Origin of the sequence: Caballeronia sp. LZ033 (genome assembly GCF_031451265.1) — a bacterium.
In the GTDB taxonomy this organism is placed as follows: Bacteria; Pseudomonadota; Gammaproteobacteria; order Burkholderiales; family Burkholderiaceae; genus Caballeronia.
Genome location: NZ_JARUXQ010000001.1, coordinates 2615573 through 2635898, shown reverse-complemented (window position 1 = coordinate 2635898; position 20326 = coordinate 2615573). Strand labels below are relative to the sequence as shown.

Below are 20326 nucleotides of genomic sequence, written 5' to 3'. Positions count from 1 at the left end.
GCGCGGGCACCGGCGCGGTGCGCGGTCCCGGTGCGCAGTCTAGTTGGCTTCCGATGGATCGGGCTTGCGTGGCGCCGAACGCACTTCGGGCGCCAATTGGCCGAAGATCCACGCCGTCGCCGCCGTGATGACGCCGACGCACAGGAACGTCGCGTGAAAGGCCGGCAGCGAATTCGACGCGGTCACCTGCGGCAGCAGACTGGTGAAGGTCGAGAGAATCGCGCCGGCGACGGTCACGCCCAGGCTCATCGAAAGCATTTGCACGAGCGAGAACAGGCTGTTGCCGCTGCTCGCGCCACCCGTGCCGAGATCCTTCAGCGTGAGCGTGTTCATCGCCGTGAACTGCACCGAGTTGACCGCGCCGAACACCGCCAGCTGCACGAGCCGCAGCCACAGCGGCTGATGCGCGCTGGCGAGCGAGAAGCTCGCCATCATCAGCCCGACGAGCACCGTGTTCACCACCAGCACGCGCCGGTAGCCGCGCCGCTCGATCAGCCGCGTCACCACGCGCTTGGACAGCATGCCGGCGGCAGCCACAGGCAGCATCATCATCCCCGCCTGGAACGCCGTGTAGCCGAGACTCACCTGCAGCAGCAGCGGAATCAGATACGGCATCGCGCCGCTGCCGATCCGCGCGAACAGATTGCCGAGCAGCCCGACGCTGAAGGTGTGGATCTTGAACAGATCGAGCGAGAAGATCGGCTGGGCGGCGCGTGTCGCGTGCAGGCCGTAGGCGACGAAGCAGCCGAACGACAGCACCAGCAGCACGATGACAACGGCGTGCTGCAAGCCGAGATCGGCGAGCCCGTCGAGCGAAATCGTGAGCGACACCATGCCGATCGCCAGCAGCAGGTAGCCGGCGAGATCGAAGGGCGCAACCGCGGGATTGCGGCTGTCGGGCATGTACATGTTGGTGGCGATGCAGCCGACGATGCCCACCGGCACGTTGATCAGGAAGATCCAGTGCCACGAGGCGATCTGCACGAGCCAGCCGCCGAGCGTCGGACCAATGAGCGGACCGATCAGCCCCGGAATCGCGACGAAGGCCAGCGCCGACAGATAGCGTTCGGCGGGAAACACGCGCAGCACCGCGAGCCGGCCGACCGGCAGCAGCATCGCGCCGCCGATGCCCTGCACGACGCGGAACGCCACCAGCGCCTGCAGCGACTGGGCCTTGGCGCAGAGCAGGGAGCCGATGGTGAACACGAGGATCGCGCTGAAGAACACGCGCCGCGTGCCGAGCTTGTCCGCGAGCCAGCCGGAGACGGGGATCATCATCGCCATCGTGAGCGAATACCCGATCACGACGCCCTGCATGCGCAGCGGCGCTTCGCCGAGGCTGCGGGCCATCGCGGGGAGCGCGGTGTTGACGATCGTCGAGTCCAGCGTCTGCATGAAGAAGCCCGTCGCGACGATCCACAGCATGACTGAAAGCGAGCGGTCGGACGGCGTGCGTGTGGCGATATCGGTCATGGGGCGCTTATTTGCGGAGTTCCGCGACGAAGTCGTAGTAGTCGTTGCGACAGTAGGTGTCGGTGAGTTCGATGGCGCGCTGGTCCGCCGTATAGCCTACGCGCGTGATGAGCAGCAGCGCGTCGTGCGGCGCGATGCCCATCTGCGCGGCGATCTCCTGGCTCGCATTCACCGCGCGGAAGTGCTGGAGCGCGCGCACGATCGAGAGGCCGCGCGAGTCGAGATAGCTGTAGAGCGAATCGCCGATGGCCTGCGGCTCGGGAATGCAGGCGGCCGGAAAGGTGGAGTTCTCGACGGCCATGACGATGTCGTCGGCGAGACGCAGGCGCTTCAGGCGCGTCACCGCGGCGGCGGGCGAGAGGCCGAGCTGGATGACCTCTTCGCGATTGGCGGGCTCGATGCTGCGCGAGAGCCACTTGGAACTGGGGGTGAAGCCGCGCCGCCTGAGCATCTCCGAAAAGCTCGACAGACGCGAGAGCGGGTCTTCATAGCGCGGCGTGATGAAGCTGCCCGCGCCTTGCTCGCGCCGGATCAGCCCTTGCTCGACGAGCAGCGCGATGGCCTTGCGGGAGGTGATCCTCGATACGCCGAGTGCATCGGACAGGACGCGTTCGGAGGGCAGTGCCTCGCCTGCGTTCCAGCGATTCTCGTGGATGGCGTTGGCGAGCTTGCGGGCGAGCTGGAGATAGAGCGGGGTGTCGCTGTCCGGGTCCGGGCGCAAGTCGCGCCAACGGTCTTCCGATGTCGAGTTCATAAGCGGACGCAGAGGGGCCAAGCGGCGATTTTAAGACAAACCTCGATGACGAAGGTCGCGCGGATTCTTATCCTGTCTGCGATCACGTGGTTTCGGAGCGGCTTTCGGCACGTCCGTCGGTTCACTCGATCCACACTTCGCCTTCACATGGAGCAGGCAATGACGTCAGGCAGGATCAGGACAAGACCGTGGGATTCCGCCGGTCATCTGCGTACCGAAGAGGACATCGCCGGGTATTCGGAAGCCTGCCTTCGGGACAGCGGCGACGATCCGGCGTTCATCGCTCATGCGCTGGGCGTCGTTGCCTGTGCGCGGGATCGGAATCGCCCGGGAGGGCCTTGCCGGAATACGGTGATCCCCGCATCGAAATCAGGATTGCAGCCGCTTGCCGATCGCAGAAGCCGTCAAGCCGTCGCCGGCCCGCCCACGCCGCGTCCCGTGCGCACATACAGCGCCACGGAAAGCGCCACCGCCGCGGCCGCCGCCAGCGCGGCGAACAGGAACACCGAGCCGTAGCCGAATTCACCCGCGACATACCCGGCGAGCGGCCCGGTCAGCCCGAGCGACAAATCCAGGAACACCGAATAAGCCGACAATGCCGCGCCCCGGCTCGCCGGCGGCACGAGTCCGACCGCTTCCACGCCGAGCGCTGGAAACACGAGCGCGAAGCCGAAGCCGGTCAGCGCCGCGCCCGCGAGCGCGAAGGTCGGTTCCGCGGCGAGCCACAGCATCAGCAGGCCGGCGCATTCGAACGCGAACGACACGATTGCCACCCGAAAGCCGCCATAGGCCTTGATCGTGTTGGCGAACAGCAGGCGCGCGCCGATGAACATCGTGCCGAACACGGTGAGCGACAGCGCCGCGTTCGGCCAGTTGTGCGCCGCGTAGTACAGCGTGATGAAGGTGGCGATCGAACCGAAGCCCGCCGAACCGAGCGCCAGGCCGAGGCCATGCGGCAGCACGCGAAAGAACACGCTGCGATACGACATGCGCTCGCCATGCACGACCGGTACGCTGGCCATGCGCGTCGCGAGCCAGTAGCCGAAGCCGCCCAGTGCGATCACGAGCAGCCCGAGCACCGCGAACCCCAGCGCATGATCGATCGCCACGCCCAGCGGCGCGCCGATCGCCAGCGCCCCATACGTCGCGATGCCGTTCCACGAGATCACCTTCGCGTTGTTCGTCACGCCCACGCGCCCGATGCCCCACGTGATTGAGCCGGTGCCCACCCAGCTTTCGCCGAAGCCGAGCACGAGCCGCGCGATCACCAGCAGCACCAGGCTCGCCACGTGCCATTGCGCCGCGAGCGCCGAGCCCAGCAGCAGCACGCCGCTCACGGCACACGCCGCGAGTCCGTACAGCACGGTCTTCTTGGGACCGAGGGTGTCGGCGGTGCGGCCCGCGAGCGGCCGCGACATCAGGGTGGCCAGATACTGCACGCTGATCGCCGCGCCGGCCATCACCGAGCCATAGCCGAGATCCGTATGCACGAAGCCCGGCAGCACCGCCAGCGGAATGCCGATGGTCAGGTAGCACAGGAACGTGTACAGCACGACAGGCAGGATGCGCAGCGTGACGGCGAAGTCGCTTTGTGACGCGGCGGCGGAGCGGGGCTCGGTGGACATAGGGAAAGTGCGGACTTGTATTCGGCGCGAAGGCGTGATTGTTACATATGTTGCGTCGCAGCGTCGCACCGGTTTTGTAACCAGGTAGGACAAACCGCCTGTCCGAACGATCGGAAGGCATCGGCCGACGCCTTGTCGCGTAAGGCTTTGACGGCATATCGGGACAGGAGTATGCCCACCATGCAATGTCACCTATGGGTTGCGGATTTTGGCAGTGATAGCTTTTGAACCATCGAGGCGACAGGACCGGCCCGACCGTTCGTCCCTGTCGCGCATGCCACCGGCTGCGCACCCCGCGCAACCAGCAGAACAGCATCGAAGAGCCCACATCCCCATGAGCCAGCCGATCCGCTTCTATCACCGCAACGCGATCCAGGAAGTGAGCGACGCAGCGACGACGCGCACCGTCCTGCAATACCTGCGCGAAGACGCGCGCTGCACCGGCACCAAGGAAGGCTGCGCGGAAGGCGACTGCGGCGCGTGCACCGTGGTCATCGGCGAGCCGGACGGCCGGGGCGGCGTCGCGTTCAAGGCCGTCAATTCGTGCGTGCAGTTCCTGCCGACGCTCGACGGCCGCGCGCTCTTCACCGTCGAAGACCTGCGCCAGCCCGACGGCACGCTGCATCCGGTGCAGCGCGCCTTGGTGGACTGCCATGGCTCGCAGTGTGGTTTCTGCACGCCGGGATTCGCCATGTCGATGTTCGCGCTGTACGAAAAGCACGGTCATGCGACCACCGGTTGTGCAGGCGCCTGCGAGAAGTCGAAGCCCTCGCGCCAGGAAATCAGCGACGCGCTGACCGGCAACCTGTGCCGCTGCACGGGCTATCGGCCGATCATCGACGCCGCCGAGCAGATGTTCGATCACGCGCCGCTCGCGCCCGTCAACGTCCCGGCGCTCGCGCGTTCGCTCGACAGCATCCGCCGCACCGATACCTTCCATTACGAACACGCAGGGCGCCGTTTCGACGCGCCCCGCACCGTCGAGGCGCTCGCCGCGCTCAAGGACAGCAATCCGGACGTGCGGATTCTCTCGGGCAGCACGGACGTCGGTCTGTGGGTGACGAAGCAGTTGCGCGATCTCGGCGACATCGCCTATGTCGGGCAGATCGACGCGCTCAAGCGCCTGGAGACGACCGGCGAGTGGATCGAGATCGGCGCGGGCGTGTCGCTCGAACGCGCCTACGCGGAACTCGTCAAGACGTATCCGGAACTCGAGGAAACGCAATTGCGCTTCGCGTCGCTGCCGATCCGCAATGCGGGAACGCTCGGCGGCAACGTCGCCAACGGCTCGCCGATCGGCGATTCGATGCCCGGTCTCATCGCGCTGAATGCGCGCGTCGTGCTGCAGAGCGTGAACGGCACGCGCGAGATGCCGCTCGAAGACCTGTATATCGCGTATCAGAAGAAGGACATGGCGGCGAATGAATTCGTCGCGGCCATCCGGGTGCCGACCCGCGCGGGCCAGCATGCGAAGCGCCAGTTCCGCGCGTACAAGCTCTCGAAGCGCTTCGACTCCGACATTTCCGCCGTCTACGCCGCGTTCTCGTTCATCGCCGATGGCGAATTCATTCGCGAGCCGCGCCTGGCCTACGGCGGCATGGCCGCGACGCCGAAGCGCGCCGCGCACGCCGAAGCCATTCTCGCCGATGCCCAGTGGCACGAAGCCACCGTCCAGGCCGCGATGATCGCATTGAGCAAGGACTACCAGCCGCTCACCGACATGCGCGCGAGCAGCGACTACCGTCTCGACACGGCCAAGAGCCTGTTGTATCGGTTCTGGCTGGAGACGCGTCCGAACGATCCGCTGGACAAGTCGAAGCTGGATGTGCGCGCCATCGAACTGGTCGAAGCGAAGTAAGAAGGGGACACGAACATGAATCAGCAAGCAGAAGCTTTCCTCGCCGAAGCCAAGTCGCTCGCGAACGAAGCGGACGATTTCAAGCAGGTCCACGTGTCGCGTCCGCATGAGTCGGCGCATCTGCACGTGAGCGGGCGCGCCAGCTACACCGACGACATTCCGATCGTCGCGGGCACGCTGCACGCGGCGCTCGGCACGAGTCCGAAGGCGCACGCGAAGATCGTGTCGATGAACTTCGACGCCGTGCGCGCGACGCCGGGCGTCGTCGCCGTCTTCACCGCCGACGACATTCCCGGCGTCAACGACTGCGGCCCGATCATCCACGACGATCCGGTGCTCGCGCAGGGCATCGTGCAGTTCGTCGGCCAGCCGATGTTCATCGTCGTCGCGACGTCGCACGACACCGCGCGTCTCGCTGCGCGCCGCGCGAAGATCGAGTTCGAGGATCTCGTGCCGGTGCTCACGCCGGCCGACGCGCGCAAGGCCGAGTCCTACGTGCTGAACCCGCTGAAGCTCTCCCGTGGCGACGCCGCCGGCCGCATGGCGCAGGCCGCGCATCACGAGCGCGGCGCGATGAAGCTGGGCGGCCAGGAACAGTTCTATCTGGAAGGCCAGATTGCCTACGCCGTGCCGAAGGACGACGACGGCATGCACGTCTACTGCTCGACGCAGCACCCGACGGAAATGCAGCATCTCGTCGCCCACGTGCTGAACGTGCATTCGCACAACGTGCTGGTCGAATGCCGGCGCATGGGCGGCGGCTTCGGTGGCAAGGAATCGCAGTCGGGCATTTTCGCGTGCTGCGCGGCGCTGGCCGCGTGGAAGCTGCTGTGCCCGGTGAAGCTGCGCCCGGACCGCGACGACGACATGATGATCACCGGCAAGCGCCATGACTTCATCTATGACTTCGAAGTCGGTTACGACGACGACGGCAAGATCGAAGGCGTGGCCGTCGACATGACGTCGCGCTGCGGCTTTTCCGCCGACCTGTCCGGCCCCGTGATGACGCGCGCCGTCTGCCACTTCGACAACGCCTACTGGCTGTCGGACGTGAAGATCGAAGGCTATTGCGGCAAGACCAACACGCAGTCGAACACCGCGTTCCGCGGCTTCGGCGGGCCGCAGGGCGCGTTCGCGATCGAATACATCATGGACAACGTCGCGCGTGCGGTCGGCCGCGATTCGCTCGACGTGCGCCGCGCGAATTTCTACGGCAAGACGGACAACAACCAGACGCCGTACGGGCAGACGGTCGAAGACAACGTCATCCACGAACTGATCGCCGAGCTGGAAGAGACGAGCGACTATCGCCGCCGCCGCGAAGCCATCGACGCCTTCAACGCCAGCAACACAATCCTGAAGAAGGGCATGGCGCTGACGCCGGTGAAGTTTGGCATCGCGTTCAACGTGACGCACTTCAACCAGGCCGGCGCGCTGGTGCACATCTATACCGACGGCTCCATGCTCGTGAATCACGGCGGCACGGAAATGGGCCAGGGCTTGAACACGAAGGTTGCGCAGGTGGTCGCGCACGAACTGGGCGTGAACTTCGAACGCGTGCGCGTCACGGCGACGGACACGAGCAAGGTGGCCAACACGTCGGCGACGGCGGCTTCCACCGGCACCGACCTCAACGGCAAGGCCGCGCAGGACGCCGCGCGCCAGTTGCGCGAGCGGCTCGCGAAGTTCGCGGCCGATAAGTTCGGCGGCGGCACGGTGACAGCCGAGGAAGTGCGCTTCGCGAACGACCGCGTGATCGTCGGCGGCGATGCGATTCCGTTCGGCGAAGTCGTGCAGAAGGCCTATCTCGCGCGCGTCCAGCTGTGGTCCGACGGCTTCTATGCCACGCCCAAGCTCTACTGGGATCAGGCGACCATGCAGGGGCGTCCGTTCTTCTACTACTCGTACGGCGCGGCGGTATCGGAAGTGGTGATCGACACGCTCACCGGCGAGATGCGCGTGCTGCGCGCGGACGCGCTGCACGACGTAGGCGCGTCGCTCAATCCCGCGCTCGACAAGGGTCAGGTGGAAGGCGCGTTCGTGCAGGGCATGGGCTGGCTGACCACGGAAGAACTGTGGTGGAACGACCAGGGCAAGCTGATGACCCACGCGCCGTCCACCTACAAGATCCCGACCACCAACGACATGCCCGCGGACTTCCGCGTCGAGCTGTTCAACAACCGCAACGTCGAGGACAGCATCCATCGTTCGAAGGCGGTCGGCGAGCCGCCGCTGCTGCTGCCGTTCTCGGTGTTCTTCGCGATCCGCGACGCCGTTTCGGCAGTCGGCGATCACACGGTGAATCCGCCGCTCAACGCGCCCGCGACGGCCGAAGAGATTCTCAAGGCGGTCAACGCGGTCAGGAGCGCACGCTCATGATGCACGTCGTCCTGTTCGGCGCGGGCCATGTGGGTCACGCGCTCGTGAAGGTGCTCGGCACCTTGCCGTGCGTCGTGCAATGGGTGGATGCGCGCGACGAACTGTTCCCCGACGAAGTCCCGGCCAACGTGCAGGTCGAAGCCACCGACCTGCCCGATGCCATCGTCGACGAAGCGCCCGCCGGCGCCTACTTCATCGTGATGACGCACGATCACGCGCTCGATTTCTCGCTCACGCAGCGCATCATGCGGCGCGACGACTTCGCGTATTTCGGGCTGATCGGCTCGAAGACCAAGCGCGTGAAGTTCGAGCGCCGTCTGCTGGAGCGCGGCGTCGCGGCGGACCGGCTGGCGGAGATCACCTGTCCGATCGGCGTGGAAGGCATCGTCGACAAGGCGCCCGGCTCGATCGCGCTGGCAGTCACCGCGCAGCTGCTGCGCGTGCGCGAGATGACCGCGCGCTATGGCGCCGATGCGTGGAAGACCGTCCGCGCAACCGCGTGACGACGACGCTCAAGTAATGCCGTTGGCCTGCCGGAACCTTCCCGGCGCCACGCCGTAGAGCTCCTTGAAACGCTTGCTGAAGGCGGCCTCTGACTGATAGCCGACATCCGCCGCGACGTCCGCAATGCTTTTGCGGGTCCGTGTCAGCATCGTGCTCGCAAGCTGCATGCGGACGTGGCTCAGCAACGCCAGCGGCGAGCTCTCCGAATGCGCGGAGAAGGCGCGCATGAAGGTGGCGCGCGACATCGCCGCTTCCCTGGCCAGCATCTCGAGTGTCCAGGGCTCGGCGGGGCGCTCCAGCATCGCGATGATCGATGCTCCGAGCCGCCGGTTCGACAGCAGGCCGAGCACGCCCGCGAGCGACGGCTGGCTGGCCAGCCACGCGCGCAGCACCATCGTGAAGAGAGCGGTGGAGAGTGCCGTGACGATCGACGGCGCGCCCAGTTGTGCATCCTCGGCTTCGCGCCGCATGGTCTGCACGAGCGGATCGAGATAGGGCGCGGACGTGCGCGAGAACGACACATGCACGACGTCCGGCAGGACATCGACGAGCAAGGCGCGCGGTGCGTACAGGAAGCGGCCGCACAGCAGGTCGACCGCCGGATCGCGCTCGCCGCAATTGCTCTTCACGATCACGGCGCCGTTGTGGCGCTTCTCCACCTCCCCATGAGCTTCAATACGCAAGGCGCCGGCAGCGCGCGCCTCGATGCTCAGCACGTGCGCGTCGCCGCGCGGCAGGACGAAGATATCGCCGGCGCGCAGTTCGAGCGGCGCGTGACCCGGACGCAGGACCGCGCAGGCCCCGTCCAGCACGACGTGATAAACCGCTTCGCCCGCCGGCGCGGGCGCGTGATCGAGTTCGAGCGGTCCGCTCAGCAGGCAGCGCAGATCGAGCGCGCCGGACAGATTCGCCAGCTGGATCAGTTTGTCGAGAGCATCCATGGGAACGGTCGGGGTCGGACGGAGGGCGGCGATTCGCTTCGGATACTACCGAAAGTCCAGCCGCCGCGCCGCCCGCGCGCTCGCTTCGGCAGTTTTACTTCGCCAGTTCGCCGAGTTCGGCGCTGTCGTCCGTACCGGATGCGTCGGGTGTGTCGGGCGCGCTGAACGCGGTCGCCGCGCCTTTCCTGCCCGTGAGGGAGGCGGACACCGTCGAAATCAGGGTGCGCAGCCACGCGACATCGGTGGGTTGATCGGGTTGCGGCAGCGACAGCTGGTAGCACTTGATGCGCGGAAACGGCACCGGCGATTCGAGCACGGCGAGCGGCAGCATCGACGCATAGTGCTGTGCGAAGCGGCGCGGCGCCGTGAAGATCAGGTCTGACTGCAGCAGCACCTGCGGCACCAGGCCGAAGTAGGGGATCGTCGTGACGATGCGCCGCTCGATGCCCGCCCGCGCCAGTCCGATGTCGATCGGATGCCGCCGGCCGCCGCTGTACGGCGTGGGCGCGAGATGCGCGGCGCGTGCATAGCGGTCGATGGTGAGCGGCTCGCGGGCGAGCGGATGGTTCGCGCGCATCAGGCAGACGAAGACGTCGGAGAACAGGTCGCGGCGTTCGAAGCGCGGCTCGGGCTTGGTCCAGTTCGCGACCATCACGTCGATCTCGCCCTGGTCGAGCATGCGCTCGTGATCGCGCATCGGATTCAGGGACTCGATCTCCAGCCGGGCGTGCGGCGCCGCGTCGCGAAAGGCGGCGACGAGCGTCGGCATGAAGAAGTCGTTCAGGTAGTCGGGGGCGGCGAGGCGGAAGGTGCGGCGCGAACTGGCCGGATCGAAATCGCCGTGCGGGGTCGCGACGAATTCCACTTCGCGCAGCGCCCGCTGGGCCGGCGCCAGCAGCGACTCGCCGTATTCGGTCGGCACCATACCCTGCTTGCCGCGCACCAGGATCGGATCGTTCAGGATCTCGCGCAGGCGGCGCAGCGCCGTGCTGATAGCCGGCTGGGTCTGGTTCAGCCGCTGCGCTGTTTGCGTGACGCTGCGCTCCTGCAACAAGGTGCGCAGCACGCGGATGAGCCAGATATCGAGGGAGTCGGCGGGTTCGTTCATGATCGGGCGATGGGTTCGGTCAGGCCGAGAACGCGCGTCCGTCAGTGTTCGTGTGCGTCCGCGCGCCGCGCGCGACGCTGCCCGGACGTCCGGAAACGCCCAGGTCACCGATATGTCACGCAGCCTGTTCCGAAGTTAACCGCTTATCCCTTTTTGACGCCATAGCGGGAGCGCTATTTATGAGATAGGCGCCGGCGCGGTTCGTCGCGTACGGACGCCTTCCCGGTCTTCCGAGCCTCATCCAGCCGCGTCAGGCGAAATCGGCGTCCCGTGGCGCGGTCGGCAAGGCACTGATGCGCTTCACCTCCTTGCCGTCCAGCCAGTTCGGCGACCGCGCGACATAGAGCACCATCGGCAGCGTGTCCTCGCCCCAGAAGATCTGCTCGTTGACGAGGAAGGTCGGCACCCCGAACACGCCCATCTGGACCGCCCGGTCATTGTTGTCGCGCAGCTTCGCCTTGATGTCCTCGTCTTCCACGCGCGCCACCGCGTCCGGCATGCCGACGTGCTCGCACAGTCCGCGAAAGCCGTCCCTGGTGGCGGGATCGCGCCCTTCGCGCCAGATGTAGCGGAAGATCTCCCGCACGCAGTTGATCTCGCCGTTCGCCAACACTGCGAGCCGCAGCGCCTTGGCGGGATCAAACGGATGGGCGGGAGGCATCTTGAAGGGAATGCCCAGTTGCTCCGCCCGGAACAGCGCATGGCGGTAGGTGAAGACGCGCTTGGAGGGAATCGTCGCGGCGTGCGGCTGGCCCCAGCGTTCGAGCAGCGTCATCAACTGGACGGGAACGAGTTCGAAGGGCATGTCGGGCCATTTCTCGTGCTGCTCGAGCAGCAGGTACGAAAACGGCGAAATGAAATCGAAGAAAAAGTACGGCTGACCGGAATTGCTCGAAAGCGGGGCACTCATGTTGCCTCTCCCTGATTTTCCCTGGCGGTCCCACGCGGCGGACACCCGGGCTGCGTCTGTTATTCGTCGTGCGCGGCGTCCAGCCCGGTTGGCGAGAGCGGAACGGCGCGCTTTGCAACGTCGCTGCTATCGATATTATGTGCTGCGCGGCCCGGTGTCTGCCTGCGTTGCGATGGCCGGGGAATCGGCCTGCGCCACGTCGCCTTCGGGGCTGCTGTCCTTCGCGTCGCCTGCTCCACTGCCGGGCGCCGCCGCCGGTGCATTCGCCAGACGCTGCCGCACGAAACCGATGTGCTCGCGCAGCACATAGAACTGATCCGCGAAGGCGAGCGGCATCTTCATCCGGTTCACGGCGGTTTCGATCGCGTCGATACGGTCGAGCAACGCATCCCGCTGCGCGAGGTCGGGACCGTTGATCGCTTCCCGCTCTATCGCAATGAGCGCGCCATACCAGCGGTAGATGCGCGATTTCACCCGCCATCGGTACAGCCCCGGCACCAGCCGCAGGCCTGGAATCAGGACCACGATCAGCGGCACCAGCAGCCACACCGCGCGGTCCGCGAGACTGGCGAGCCAGAACGGCAGCGAGCGGTACAGGAAGCTCTTGCCCGATTTGTAATAACGCTCGGCGTTGTCGCTGATGCGGAATTCGTGGACCAGCGGCGCCGGAAACTCGTTCGCGCGCTGCAAGAGGTTCGCGCGGCCATGCACTTCGCGCGCCGCCTCGATCAGCAGATCCGACAAGGCCGGATGCAGGCTGTCGCGCGCGACCAGTTCGGCTGTCGGCGCGATCATGTGCACCGGGCGAGGCGGCAGGTTGCGCGCGAAGTCGAACGCGCCCATCGGCAGCTGGATCTCGGTGAGATACGGGAAGCGGCGCGCATAGGCGTCGGCCTGGGCGAAATCCATGAAGCGTATGCCGGGCGTGCGCAGGAGCTTGGCCATTGTCGGCGGCTGGGCGGAATCGCCCGCGAGGAAGACGGCGTCGACGCGCCCGGCTTCGAGCGCCTGCGCGGCTTCGTCGCCGGCGAGCGGCAGCAGTTCCGTGTCGCCGCCCGGTTCGATGCCGTTCGCCTTCAGCAGCGTGAGCGCCAGCACGCGCGAGCCGCTGCCCTCCGCGCCGATCGCCAGGCGCTTGCCCTTCAGCTCGGACAGCCGGTTCACGACCGTCGGGCTGCGGTAGAACACCGCGAGCGGCACGTACGACACGCTGCCGAGCGATTCCAGGTTGTCGTGCGTCTCGCCCGGCTTGGTCAGGCCGCCCTGCACGAAGCCGACATCGACCTTCGAATCGGGGGCTTCCAGGCGCGTCAGATTGTCGAGCGAGCCCTGGGTTTCCAGCACGTTCAGCGTGACGCGGTTGCGCGCGAGAATCGTCTTGTACTTCTGCGCGGCGTTCCAGAACGAACTGCCCTTCGGGCCGGCCGCGAGGGTCAGCGTGTTCGGCGGCGCGGGCTGGATCAGCCGGACGGCCAGGTAGAGCGCGGCGGCGCAGACCAGCAGGATGGGCCCGAAGGTGAGCGCCAGGTCGCGCCAGGAGATCGCCACGAAGCGGGCGACGATTTTCGGCTGCGGCCGCCGCCGCCGGGACGCGTCCGGTTCGCCGCCCGGATTGCCGCGCGGATCGGGGCCTGTGGAGTGAGTCATTTGATGAGTGATCGTGAAACTTCGTGCAAGCGAGCTTACCCGATCGCACCGCGGCTTCCTCTGCGCAGGTTCCGAAAGCACCGGCCTGACGTCGCGGATTGCCGGAAACGGGCGGCGCTTCCTGGCGTGCCCCCATGAACGCCGACTGTGACATCGATGTGTCTTCGCCGCCGCCGATGTTGCTCGCACGGGCCGCGTCGTTAAATGTTTTGCGCTAATGGCCGCGCTGGGCTAAATTGACGATCGCCGCCGCATGTCAGAAGCCTCGCGCGCCGCTGCCCGCAGTTTGGGCCGCAGCGTCACGTTGAGCCGCGCAACGCAGTATCGCGCCATGTGTCAGGACATATTCGAGCCGACGGGCATGCCACCCGATCAACCGGCCACTAATTGTTTCGTTCGCCAGCCTCTCGCAGCACCGTGAGCCGCATCTGCCGGCTTGCCTCCGCCATGCCCTCAAGCCGTTCAGCGCTTCGGGCGAAGCGCGTGGTCACGGGGCAACCGCTCGATGTCGTAGCCAGCCGCCAGCAAGCGCGGCCCGGATTTGAAGTGCAAAACGAGCGAAGTAGCAAACTGTGCGAAGTCAACAAGCGAAACAAAAGGAGAAACCATGAAAGCAGTTGATCTCTTGAAGGCGCTGGGCGTGGTGCTGTGCGTGACCATTGCCTCGAGCGCCTATGCCCAGTCGAGCGACACGTCGGCTGCGCCGACCAAGGCGCAGAAGTCCGCGGTCAAGAAGGAAGACCGCAAGCTCGGCTACGCGGTGCGCCGCGCGCTGTCCAAGGCGCAAGGCTTCGATGTCTCCAACGTCTTCGTACGCGCCCGCGGCGGCGCGGTGACGCTGACCGGCACGGTGCCGGAAGGCGGCCAGATCGCCCAGGCGGAAGAAGTGGCGAAGGGCGTCCAGGGCGTCACATCGGTGAGCAACAAGATCACCCTCGGCGTCCAGAACGGCGGCGGAGGCTGATCCGGGACGCAGGCGGCAGACTTCGGGCGGCGTCGCACCGCCGCCCGGTCTGACGCCATCGCCATGCAACGGGCTCCGGCTTGATCGTCGGAGCCCGTTGTCGTTTACGCCGGGTGTGTCTCTTCCGGCCCGTCGCGTTGCAGACAGGGAAACTCAGCAGCGACTGTTTTCAGCTTCCGCGTGATACTGACGGATCGAAAGCGAAGCGTAGCGTGTTCTGAAACAAGGCGTGAAGCACAACAATACGGGAGACGAAAATGAAGCGATTCGCACGTTTTCAGTGTTCGGGAACTTGGCCACGCACGGCTGTGATCGCGCTGCTGGCAGCCGCGACGCTCGCTGCCTGCCACGGCGGCGATGACGACAACGGCGGCGGCCCGGCGAACAACAGCGTGCCGAAATTCGTCTCCGGCGCGATCAAGTCACAAACCTACGACGGCCAGTCCGACGATCTGCTGACCGCCGGCCTCGGCAAGACCGGGCTCGCTGCGGCGACCGCGCCTTCGATTGCCAACCCGGCGTCGCCGAGCGCCGCCGACCTGCGGCGCCTCGCCATCTGGTCGAATTACCGCGCGCTCGTCGACATGTCGGCGAACGGCGGCTACGGGCGTTTCTGGGGGCCGAATGTCGACCTGAACGGCAACGACACGCTCGGCGAAGGCAAGATCGCGGGCAAGGAATACCTCGCGTTCGCCGACGACGGCAGCGGCACGCAGAACGTTTCGTTGATGGTCCAGGTGCCGGCGAGCTTCAATCCCGACCAGCCGTGCATCGTGACGGCGACGTCGTCGGGATCGCGCGGCGTGTATGGCGCGATCTCGGCGGCGGGCGAGTGGGGCCTGAAGCGCGGCTGCGCGGTGGCCTATACCGACAAGGGCAGCGGCAACGGCGCGCACGAACTGGCGAGCAACCTCGTCACGCGCATCGACGGCACGCTCGTCAATGCCGATTTCGCCGGCACCAGCGCGATCTTCAAGGCGAATGCAAGCGCGTCCGCCATCGCATCGTTCAACTCGGCCTTCCCGAACCGCTACGCCTACAAGCACGCGCATTCACAGCAGAATCCCGAGAAGGACTGGGGCGCGAATACCCTGCAGGCGATCCAGTTCGCTTACTGGGCGCTCAACGACATGTTCGGGCCACTGAACGGTTCGAACCATCAGGTGCGCTATGGCAAGGGCAGCATCACGACCATCGCCGCTTCGGTGAGCAACGGCGGCGGCGCGGCGCTGGCGGCAGCCGAGCAGGATACCGACGGCTGGATCACCGCGGTCGTCGTCGGCGAGCCGCAGATCAATCTGAACCTGCCGTCGCAGGTGTCGGTGCGGCAGGGCGGCCTGCCGGTCGGCTCGTTCGGCCGGCCGCTCGCCGACTACATGACGCTCGCCAACCTGCTGCAGCCGTGCGCCGCGCTTGCCCCCGCCGCAGCCGGCGCGCCGTACCTGACGACGCTGCCGCTCGCCACGACCACGGCGATCCGCACCGCGCGCTGCGCGTCGCTGGCGGCGGGCGGACTGATCTCGGGCGCCACGACGATCGCCCAGGCCAACAGCGCGCTCGACCAGCTGCACCAGGCCGGCTACGAAACTGATTCCGATACCTTGCAGGCGCCGATGTGGGATTCGCAGGCGGTGCCGGCGGTGGCGGTCACGTATGCCGACGCCTACATGAAGGCGAGCGTGCTCGACAACCTGTGCAACTTCAGCTTCGGCACGACCAACGCGGTGAGCGGCGCGGCGGGCGTGGCGCCCCTGGTGTCGCCGATGCTCACGGTCTTCGGCAACGGCAATGGCGTGCCGCCGACCAACGGGATCAACCTGGTCTACAACGTGGGGACGGGCGGCGCGGCGGATCATCGCTTTGCCACGCCCGACGCGAGTTATGCGGGCGCGGCCTGCCTGCGCTCGCTGTGGACCATCGGCAACGCGACGATGGCGGCCAGCGTGAATGCGATCCGCGTGAACGCGAACCTGCGCGGCAAGCCGGCGATCATCGTGCAGGGACGCGCGGATGCGCTGGTGCCGATCAACCATGCCGGTCGGCCGTATCTGGGCGCGAATCGCATGGCGGAGGGCAACAAGAGCCAACTGTCGCTGTACGAGATCACCAACGGCCAGCATTTCGACGCATTCCTGAGCGTCGCGGGCTTCGACACGCGCTTCATTCCGGTCCACTACTACAACATTCAGGCGCTGAACCTGATGTGGAATCATCTGAAGAACAACGCGACGCTGCCGCCTTCGCAAGTGGTGCGGACGGTGGCGCGTGGCGGCACGGCGGGCTCGGCGCCCGCGCTCACGACCGCAAACCTGCCGGCGATCGCCGCCGATCCCGGCGCCAATGCGATCAGCGTGTCGGGCGGCGCGGTCAACGTGCCGAACTGACGGGCGCCGCTGCTGCCGACGACGCCTGTGAAGCGCTCGCCGCGACCGCCTCCGAAGTCGGGATGGCGGTGGCGGCGGCGGGCGTCTGCACGACGATCGGCGTGGGCGTGAGGTCCGGCGAGTTCACGATCAGCGAGGGCGCGAGCGGCTTGCTCTTCACCTCGTCGGCGGCGACGGGCGCGCTGCGCGGCACCGTGTTCAGATAGTGGCTCATCAGGTTGAAGAAGCGATCGTAGAACTTGCCGGCGGGCACCGTTTCGCTCGAGATCTTGACCATCGCGTCGCTGTTCGAGCGGATCGGCAGCGACAGCGAACCGAGCACGCTCAGTCCCACGCTCGCCGACGTGTCGCTTTTCTTGAGCGCATAGCCGTCCTGGACGGCGTTCACATACGCGATGCTTTGGTTCGTCGCGTTTTCCCCCGGCGTGCAGACCACATGAAACGACACCACGACGTGGGTTTCGGCGCTCGGCTGGAAGTTCTTGGTGGCGTCGACGGTATCGGGCTGGCCCATGGTCGTCAGGAAACCTTGCGAGAGCAGGGCGCGACGCGCGGCCTCGCAGGTTTCGTTGACGGTGGCGTCGTAGTTGCGCGCGAACGGGCTCGCGCCGGTGTTGAACAGCTCCTGCTGGTAACTGGGGGTGGTGGCCGAGCGGCCTCCGCAAGCGGTGAGGGCAATCAAACCAAGGAGAACGAGACTTGAGCGCAGCGACGGCATGGACATAAAGCGGCGGATCCGGAGTGTGGGTCAACGGCAGAGACAAATTGTAGTGCCGTCGGACTGGACGATGAAAAAACGCGGTCTGCAACCCTCGTCCGATCCGTGACTGACAGCGTGATGAACCGGCGTGCGCTTGAGGTTCATCGGAAGGCGCAAAACCCGGCGCGGGGCCGGGTTGTCTGCTGCTGGTGCTGCTGCTTATGCTGCGGCCAGCCGGATTACGGACGATTGAAATCGACCGGATTGGCGGCTTCGGGACGCACGACGCGATCCAGGAAGTTCAGCCGATGCGCATGGCCTGCCGCAGAGGCGCCTTCAGCGGCGCCGCCGAAGGCGCTTGCATTGGGCTGGCTGGCGCCGACCCGGGCTTCCGCAGCCTGGATGTCGGCCGGATAGGTGGTTTGATCGCCGACCGGGTTATAGCCGGCGCGCTCGAGCTGGACCAGTTCGGCACGCACCTGGGCACGGGTGACGGGACCGTCTTCGCGGGCCTGGGCAAAACCGGGAGCGGCCAGGACGGCAACGATGGCAAGGGCGGGAACGATGGACTTCAACATGACGACCTCCGAATCTTGATTGGGGAAACGATGCGGCAGTAAGTGGTGGTGCTGCTTGCTGTTGCTTCGTCGGTGAAGGCAGTCTAGTTCGCGGCGATCTAGGTAAAAACCCTGATTCGGATAAATCAGAATTCTTCAATCGACATTAATCGATTCAATCGGGGTCTGAGGTCTCATAGGACACGTGCTGATTTCACGCCTGCAAATGCGGGCCTCCGGTGAACCTTTTCCTCGCGGACCCGGTCAAGACGAATCCGTGCGGTTCTCGCCAACTGGCCGGCAAATTCGAAAAAATTTCACCGCTACGGGATTACCCGCCGTCCCCATCCTTGAAATTGTCAAATCCGGTCCATATAATTGGCACTCACCGCACGCGAGTGCTAACAAGTTTGCCGTTCCGCGGGCATTGCCTTGCAGGACGGGTTTTCCAGCGATTTCAGTCTCAATCAAGAGAGGAGTGTGTATGAACCTTCGTCCTTTGCACGATCGCGTCATCGTCAAGCGTCTGGATCAGGAAACCAAGACCGCATCGGGCATCGTGATCCCGGAAGCCGCGGCAGAAAAGCCGGATCAAGGCGAAGTCCTGGCCATCGGCCCGGGCAAGCGCGATGACAAGGGCGCGCAAATCGCCCTCGACGTGAAGGTCGGTGACCGCGTGCTGTTCGGCAAGTACGCCGGCCAGACCGTCAAGGTGGACGGGCAGGAACTGCTCGTCATGCGCGAAGAAGACATCATGGCCGTCCTGGTCAAGTAAGCATCCTTCCTGCACGTCTGGCTTCGCCCTTTGCAGCAGCCCCTCGGGCGCGCATGGCGAAGCCGGAAAACTGAATCGAATCAAGGAGTCTTGATATGGCAGCTAAAGAAGTTACTTTTGGCGATTCCGCACGCGCCAAGATGGTCGAAGGCGTGAACATCCTGGCCAACGCGGTCAAGGTCACGCTGGGTCCGAAGGGTCGCAATGTCGTGCTCGAGCGTTCGTTCGGCGGCCCGACGGTCACCAAGGACGGTGTCTCGGTCGCGAAGGAAATCGAACTGAAGGACAAGCTCCAGAACATGGGCGCGCAAATGGTCAAGGAAGTGGCTTCCAAGACCAGCGACAACGCCGGCGACGGCACCACGACCGCTACGGTCCTGGCGCAATCCATCGTCCGTGAAGGCATGAAGTACGTTGCCTCGGGCATGAACCCGATGGACCTGAAGCGCGGCATCGACAAGGCCGTTGCTGCCGCCATCGAAGAACTGCGCAAGATCAGCAAGCCTTGCACGACCAACAAGGAAATCGCGCAAGTCGGCTCGATCTCGGCGAACAGCGACACCTCCATCGGTGACCGCATCGCTGAAGCCATGGACAAGGTCGGCAAGGAAGGCGTCATCACCGTCGAAGACGGCAAGTCGCTGGAAGACGAACTCGACGTCGTCGAAGGCATGCAGTTCGACCGCGGCTACCTGTCGCCGTACTTCATCAACAACCCGGACAAGCAAGTCGCCGTCCTCGAAAACCCGTTCGTGCTGCTGCACGACAAGAAGGTTTCGAACATCCGTGACCTGCTGCCGGTGCTGGAACAAGTCGCGAAGGCTGGCCGTCCGCTGCTGATCATCGCTGAAGACGTCGAAGGCGAAGCGCTGGCTACGCTGGTCGTCAACAACATCCGCGGCATCCTGAAGACGGTTGCTGTCAAGGCTCCGGGCTTCGGCGACCGTCGCAAGGCCATGCTGGAAGACATCGCGATCCTGACCGGCGGTCAAGTCGTCGCGGAAGAAACCGGCCTGACGCTCGAAAAGGCAACGCTGGCTGAACTGGGCCAGGCGAAGCGCATCGAAGTGGGCAAGGAAAACACGACGATCATCGACGGCGCTGGCGAAGCCGTGAACATCGAAGCGCGCGTGAAGCAAGTGCGCAAGCAGATCGAAGAAGCGACGTCGGACTACGACCGTGAAAAGCTGCAAGAGCGCGTGGCCAAGCTGGCCGGCGGTGTTGCAGTGATCAAGGTCGGCGCTGCGACCGAAGTCGAAATGAAGGAAAAGAAGGCACGTGTTGAAGACGCACTGCACGCAACCCGTGCAGCTGTGGAAGAAGGCATCGTGGCGGGCGGCGGTGTGGCGCTGATCCGTGCACGTCGTGCGATCGACGGCCTGAAGGGTGCGAACGCCGACCAGGACGCCGGTATCAAGATCGTTCTGCGTGCAATGGAAGAACCGCTGCGCCAGATCGTGACGAACGGCGGCGAAGAAGCGTCGGTCGTGGTGGCAGCGGTTGCTCAAGGTTCGGGCAACTACGGCTACAACGCGGCGACGGGCGAGTACGGCGACCTGGTTGAAGCCGGTGTCGTGGACCCGACGAAGGTCACGCGTACGGCGCTGCAAAACGCGGCATCGGTGGCAGGCCTGCTGCTGACGACCGACGCAGCCGTTGCCGAACTGCCGAAGGAAGATGCTCCGATGCCTGGCGGCATGCCCGGCGGCATGGGCGGCATGGGCATGGACATGTAAATCTGGCTTCA

General features: G+C 65.7%; 16 protein-coding genes and 1 pseudogene. 8 read left to right on the top strand and 9 right to left on the bottom strand.

The genetic code is table 11. The features are described 5' to 3' along the window. Positions 1–39: 39 nt before the first annotated feature. Both mdtD and QCE62_RS12290 read right to left on the bottom strand, forming a co-directional pair. On the bottom strand, positions 40–1473 hold the full coding sequence (gene mdtD, locus QCE62_RS12295; RefSeq protein WP_309918199.1) for a multidrug transporter subunit MdtD: 1434 nt from the start codon (positions 1471–1473) through the stop codon (positions 40–42). Between the two features lie 7 nt (positions 1474–1480). Then, complete coding sequence (locus QCE62_RS12290) at positions 1481–2227, bottom strand: GntR family transcriptional regulator (RefSeq protein WP_309809590.1); 747 nt, start codon at positions 2225–2227, stop codon at positions 1481–1483. A 159-nt stretch (positions 2228–2386) separates the two neighbouring features. Between QCE62_RS12290 and QCE62_RS35270 the strand changes: the two are divergent. Continuing rightward, positions 2387–2542 (top strand): annotated as a pseudogene (locus QCE62_RS35270) (DNA-binding protein); the annotation flags it as partial. Positions 2543–2631: 89 nt separating this feature from the next. Here QCE62_RS35270 and QCE62_RS12280 read toward each other — a convergent pair. After that, positions 2632–3852: an MFS transporter gene (locus QCE62_RS12280; RefSeq protein ID WP_309918195.1), complete on the bottom strand. Its 1221-nt coding sequence runs from the start codon at positions 3850–3852 to the stop codon at positions 2632–2634. A gap of 334 nt (positions 3853–4186) precedes the next feature. Here QCE62_RS12280 and xdhA point away from each other — a divergent pair, with 334 nt between their 5' ends. From xdhA to xdhC, 3 genes are read left to right on the top strand one after another with little or no spacing between them, the layout of a single operon-like run. After that, the gene (xdhA, locus tag QCE62_RS12275; RefSeq protein WP_309918192.1) at positions 4187–5710 is read left to right on the top strand and encodes a xanthine dehydrogenase small subunit; all 1524 of its coding nucleotides are present in this window, start codon (positions 4187–4189) and stop codon (positions 5708–5710) included. Between the two features lie 15 nt (positions 5711–5725). After that, on the top strand, positions 5726–8089 hold the full coding sequence (xdhB, locus tag QCE62_RS12270) for a xanthine dehydrogenase molybdopterin binding subunit (protein WP_309918189.1): 2364 nt from the start codon (positions 5726–5728) through the stop codon (positions 8087–8089). Beyond that, the gene (xdhC, locus tag QCE62_RS12265) at positions 8086–8592 is read left to right on the top strand and encodes a xanthine dehydrogenase accessory protein XdhC (protein ID WP_309809582.1); all 507 of its coding nucleotides are present in this window, start codon (positions 8086–8088) and stop codon (positions 8590–8592) included. The genes xdhB and xdhC overlap by 4 nt, the downstream gene beginning before the upstream one ends. 9 nt (positions 8593–8601) lie before the next feature. Here the strand turns inward: xdhC and QCE62_RS12260 are convergent, their stop codons facing one another. The 4 genes from QCE62_RS12260 to QCE62_RS12245 all read right to left on the bottom strand — a co-directional run bounded on the left by QCE62_RS12260 (position 8602) and on the right by QCE62_RS12245 (position 13199). Next, positions 8602–9534 carry an AraC family transcriptional regulator gene (locus QCE62_RS12260; RefSeq protein WP_309918186.1) on the bottom strand — a complete coding sequence of 311 codons (933 nt, stop codon included), beginning with the start codon at positions 9532–9534 and terminating at the stop codon, positions 8602–8604. A gap of 94 nt (positions 9535–9628) precedes the next feature. Continuing rightward, complete coding sequence (locus QCE62_RS12255) at positions 9629–10642, bottom strand: LysR family transcriptional regulator (RefSeq protein WP_309918184.1); 1014 nt, start codon at positions 10640–10642, stop codon at positions 9629–9631. A gap of 250 nt (positions 10643–10892) precedes the next feature. After that, on the bottom strand, positions 10893–11552 hold the full coding sequence (locus QCE62_RS12250; RefSeq protein ID WP_309918180.1) for a 2-hydroxychromene-2-carboxylate isomerase: 660 nt from the start codon (positions 11550–11552) through the stop codon (positions 10893–10895). Between the two features lie 135 nt (positions 11553–11687). Next, entirely contained in the window at positions 11688–13199 is a 1512-nt protein-coding gene (locus QCE62_RS12245; protein WP_309918177.1) for a TAXI family TRAP transporter solute-binding subunit, read from the bottom strand. A gap of 607 nt (positions 13200–13806) precedes the next feature. Between QCE62_RS12245 and QCE62_RS12240 the strand changes: the two genes are divergently transcribed. Then, positions 13807–14163 (top strand): BON domain-containing protein, encoded by a 357-nt coding sequence (locus tag QCE62_RS12240; RefSeq protein ID WP_309918174.1) that lies wholly within the window; start codon positions 13807–13809, stop codon positions 14161–14163. Between the two features lie 257 nt (positions 14164–14420). Continuing rightward, positions 14421–16547 (top strand): 3-hydroxybutyrate oligomer hydrolase family protein, encoded by a 2127-nt coding sequence (locus QCE62_RS12235; protein ID WP_309918171.1) that lies wholly within the window; start codon positions 14421–14423, stop codon positions 16545–16547. Here QCE62_RS12235 and QCE62_RS12230 read toward each other — a convergent pair. Both QCE62_RS12230 and QCE62_RS12225 read right to left on the bottom strand, forming a co-directional pair. Beyond that, entirely contained in the window at positions 16531–17271 is a 741-nt protein-coding gene (locus QCE62_RS12230; protein ID WP_404987315.1) for a DUF2242 domain-containing protein, read from the bottom strand. The two genes, QCE62_RS12235 and QCE62_RS12230, sit on opposite strands and share 17 nt — an antisense overlap. Before the next feature lie 215 nt (positions 17272–17486). Further along, the gene (locus QCE62_RS12225) at positions 17487–17825 is read right to left on the bottom strand and encodes a DUF4148 domain-containing protein (RefSeq protein ID WP_309918168.1); all 339 of its coding nucleotides are present in this window, start codon (positions 17823–17825) and stop codon (positions 17487–17489) included. A gap of 463 nt (positions 17826–18288) precedes the next feature. Here QCE62_RS12225 and QCE62_RS12220 point away from each other — a divergent pair, with 463 nt between their 5' ends. Beyond that, positions 18289–18579 carry a co-chaperone GroES gene (locus QCE62_RS12220; protein WP_006999126.1) on the top strand — a complete coding sequence of 97 codons (291 nt, stop codon included), beginning with the start codon at positions 18289–18291 and terminating at the stop codon, positions 18577–18579. Between the two features lie 95 nt (positions 18580–18674). Then, complete coding sequence (gene groL / locus QCE62_RS12215; protein ID WP_309809566.1) at positions 18675–20315, top strand: chaperonin GroEL; 1641 nt, start codon at positions 18675–18677, stop codon at positions 20313–20315. Positions 20316–20326 lie beyond the last annotated feature (11 nt).

What these genes read in the sequence shown, in the direction of transcription:
- mdtD (WP_309918199.1), bottom strand. Translation starts at nt 1,473, where the DNA reads ATGACCGATATCGCCACACGCACGCCGTCCGACCGCTCGCTTTCAGTC.
- QCE62_RS12290 (WP_309809590.1), bottom strand. Translation starts at nt 2,227, where the DNA reads ATGAACTCGACATCGGAAGACCGTTGGCGCGACTTGCGCCCGGACCCG.
- QCE62_RS12280 (WP_309918195.1), bottom strand. Translation starts at nt 3,852, where the DNA reads ATGTCCACCGAGCCCCGCTCCGCCGCCGCGTCACAAAGCGACTTCGCC.
- xdhA (WP_309918192.1), top strand. Translation starts at nt 4,187, where the DNA reads ATGAGCCAGCCGATCCGCTTCTATCACCGCAACGCGATCCAGGAAGTG.
- xdhB (WP_309918189.1), top strand. Translation starts at nt 5,726, where the DNA reads ATGAATCAGCAAGCAGAAGCTTTCCTCGCCGAAGCCAAGTCGCTCGCG.
- xdhC (WP_309809582.1), top strand. Translation starts at nt 8,086, where the DNA reads ATGATGCACGTCGTCCTGTTCGGCGCGGGCCATGTGGGTCACGCGCTC.
- QCE62_RS12260 (WP_309918186.1), bottom strand. Translation starts at nt 9,534, where the DNA reads ATGGATGCTCTCGACAAACTGATCCAGCTGGCGAATCTGTCCGGCGCG.
- QCE62_RS12255 (WP_309918184.1), bottom strand. Translation starts at nt 10,642, where the DNA reads ATGAACGAACCCGCCGACTCCCTCGATATCTGGCTCATCCGCGTGCTG.
- QCE62_RS12250 (WP_309918180.1), bottom strand. Translation starts at nt 11,552, where the DNA reads ATGAGTGCCCCGCTTTCGAGCAATTCCGGTCAGCCGTACTTTTTCTTC.
- QCE62_RS12245 (WP_309918177.1), bottom strand. Translation starts at nt 13,199, where the DNA reads ATGACTCACTCCACAGGCCCCGATCCGCGCGGCAATCCGGGCGGCGAA.
- QCE62_RS12240 (WP_309918174.1), top strand. Translation starts at nt 13,807, where the DNA reads ATGAAAGCAGTTGATCTCTTGAAGGCGCTGGGCGTGGTGCTGTGCGTG.
- QCE62_RS12235 (WP_309918171.1), top strand. Translation starts at nt 14,421, where the DNA reads ATGAAGCGATTCGCACGTTTTCAGTGTTCGGGAACTTGGCCACGCACG.
- QCE62_RS12230 (WP_404987315.1), bottom strand. Translation starts at nt 17,271, where the DNA reads ATGTCCATGCCGTCGCTGCGCTCAAGTCTCGTTCTCCTTGGTTTGATT.
- QCE62_RS12225 (WP_309918168.1), bottom strand. Translation starts at nt 17,825, where the DNA reads ATGTTGAAGTCCATCGTTCCCGCCCTTGCCATCGTTGCCGTCCTGGCC.
- QCE62_RS12220 (WP_006999126.1), top strand. Translation starts at nt 18,289, where the DNA reads ATGAACCTTCGTCCTTTGCACGATCGCGTCATCGTCAAGCGTCTGGAT.
- groL (WP_309809566.1), top strand. Translation starts at nt 18,675, where the DNA reads ATGGCAGCTAAAGAAGTTACTTTTGGCGATTCCGCACGCGCCAAGATG.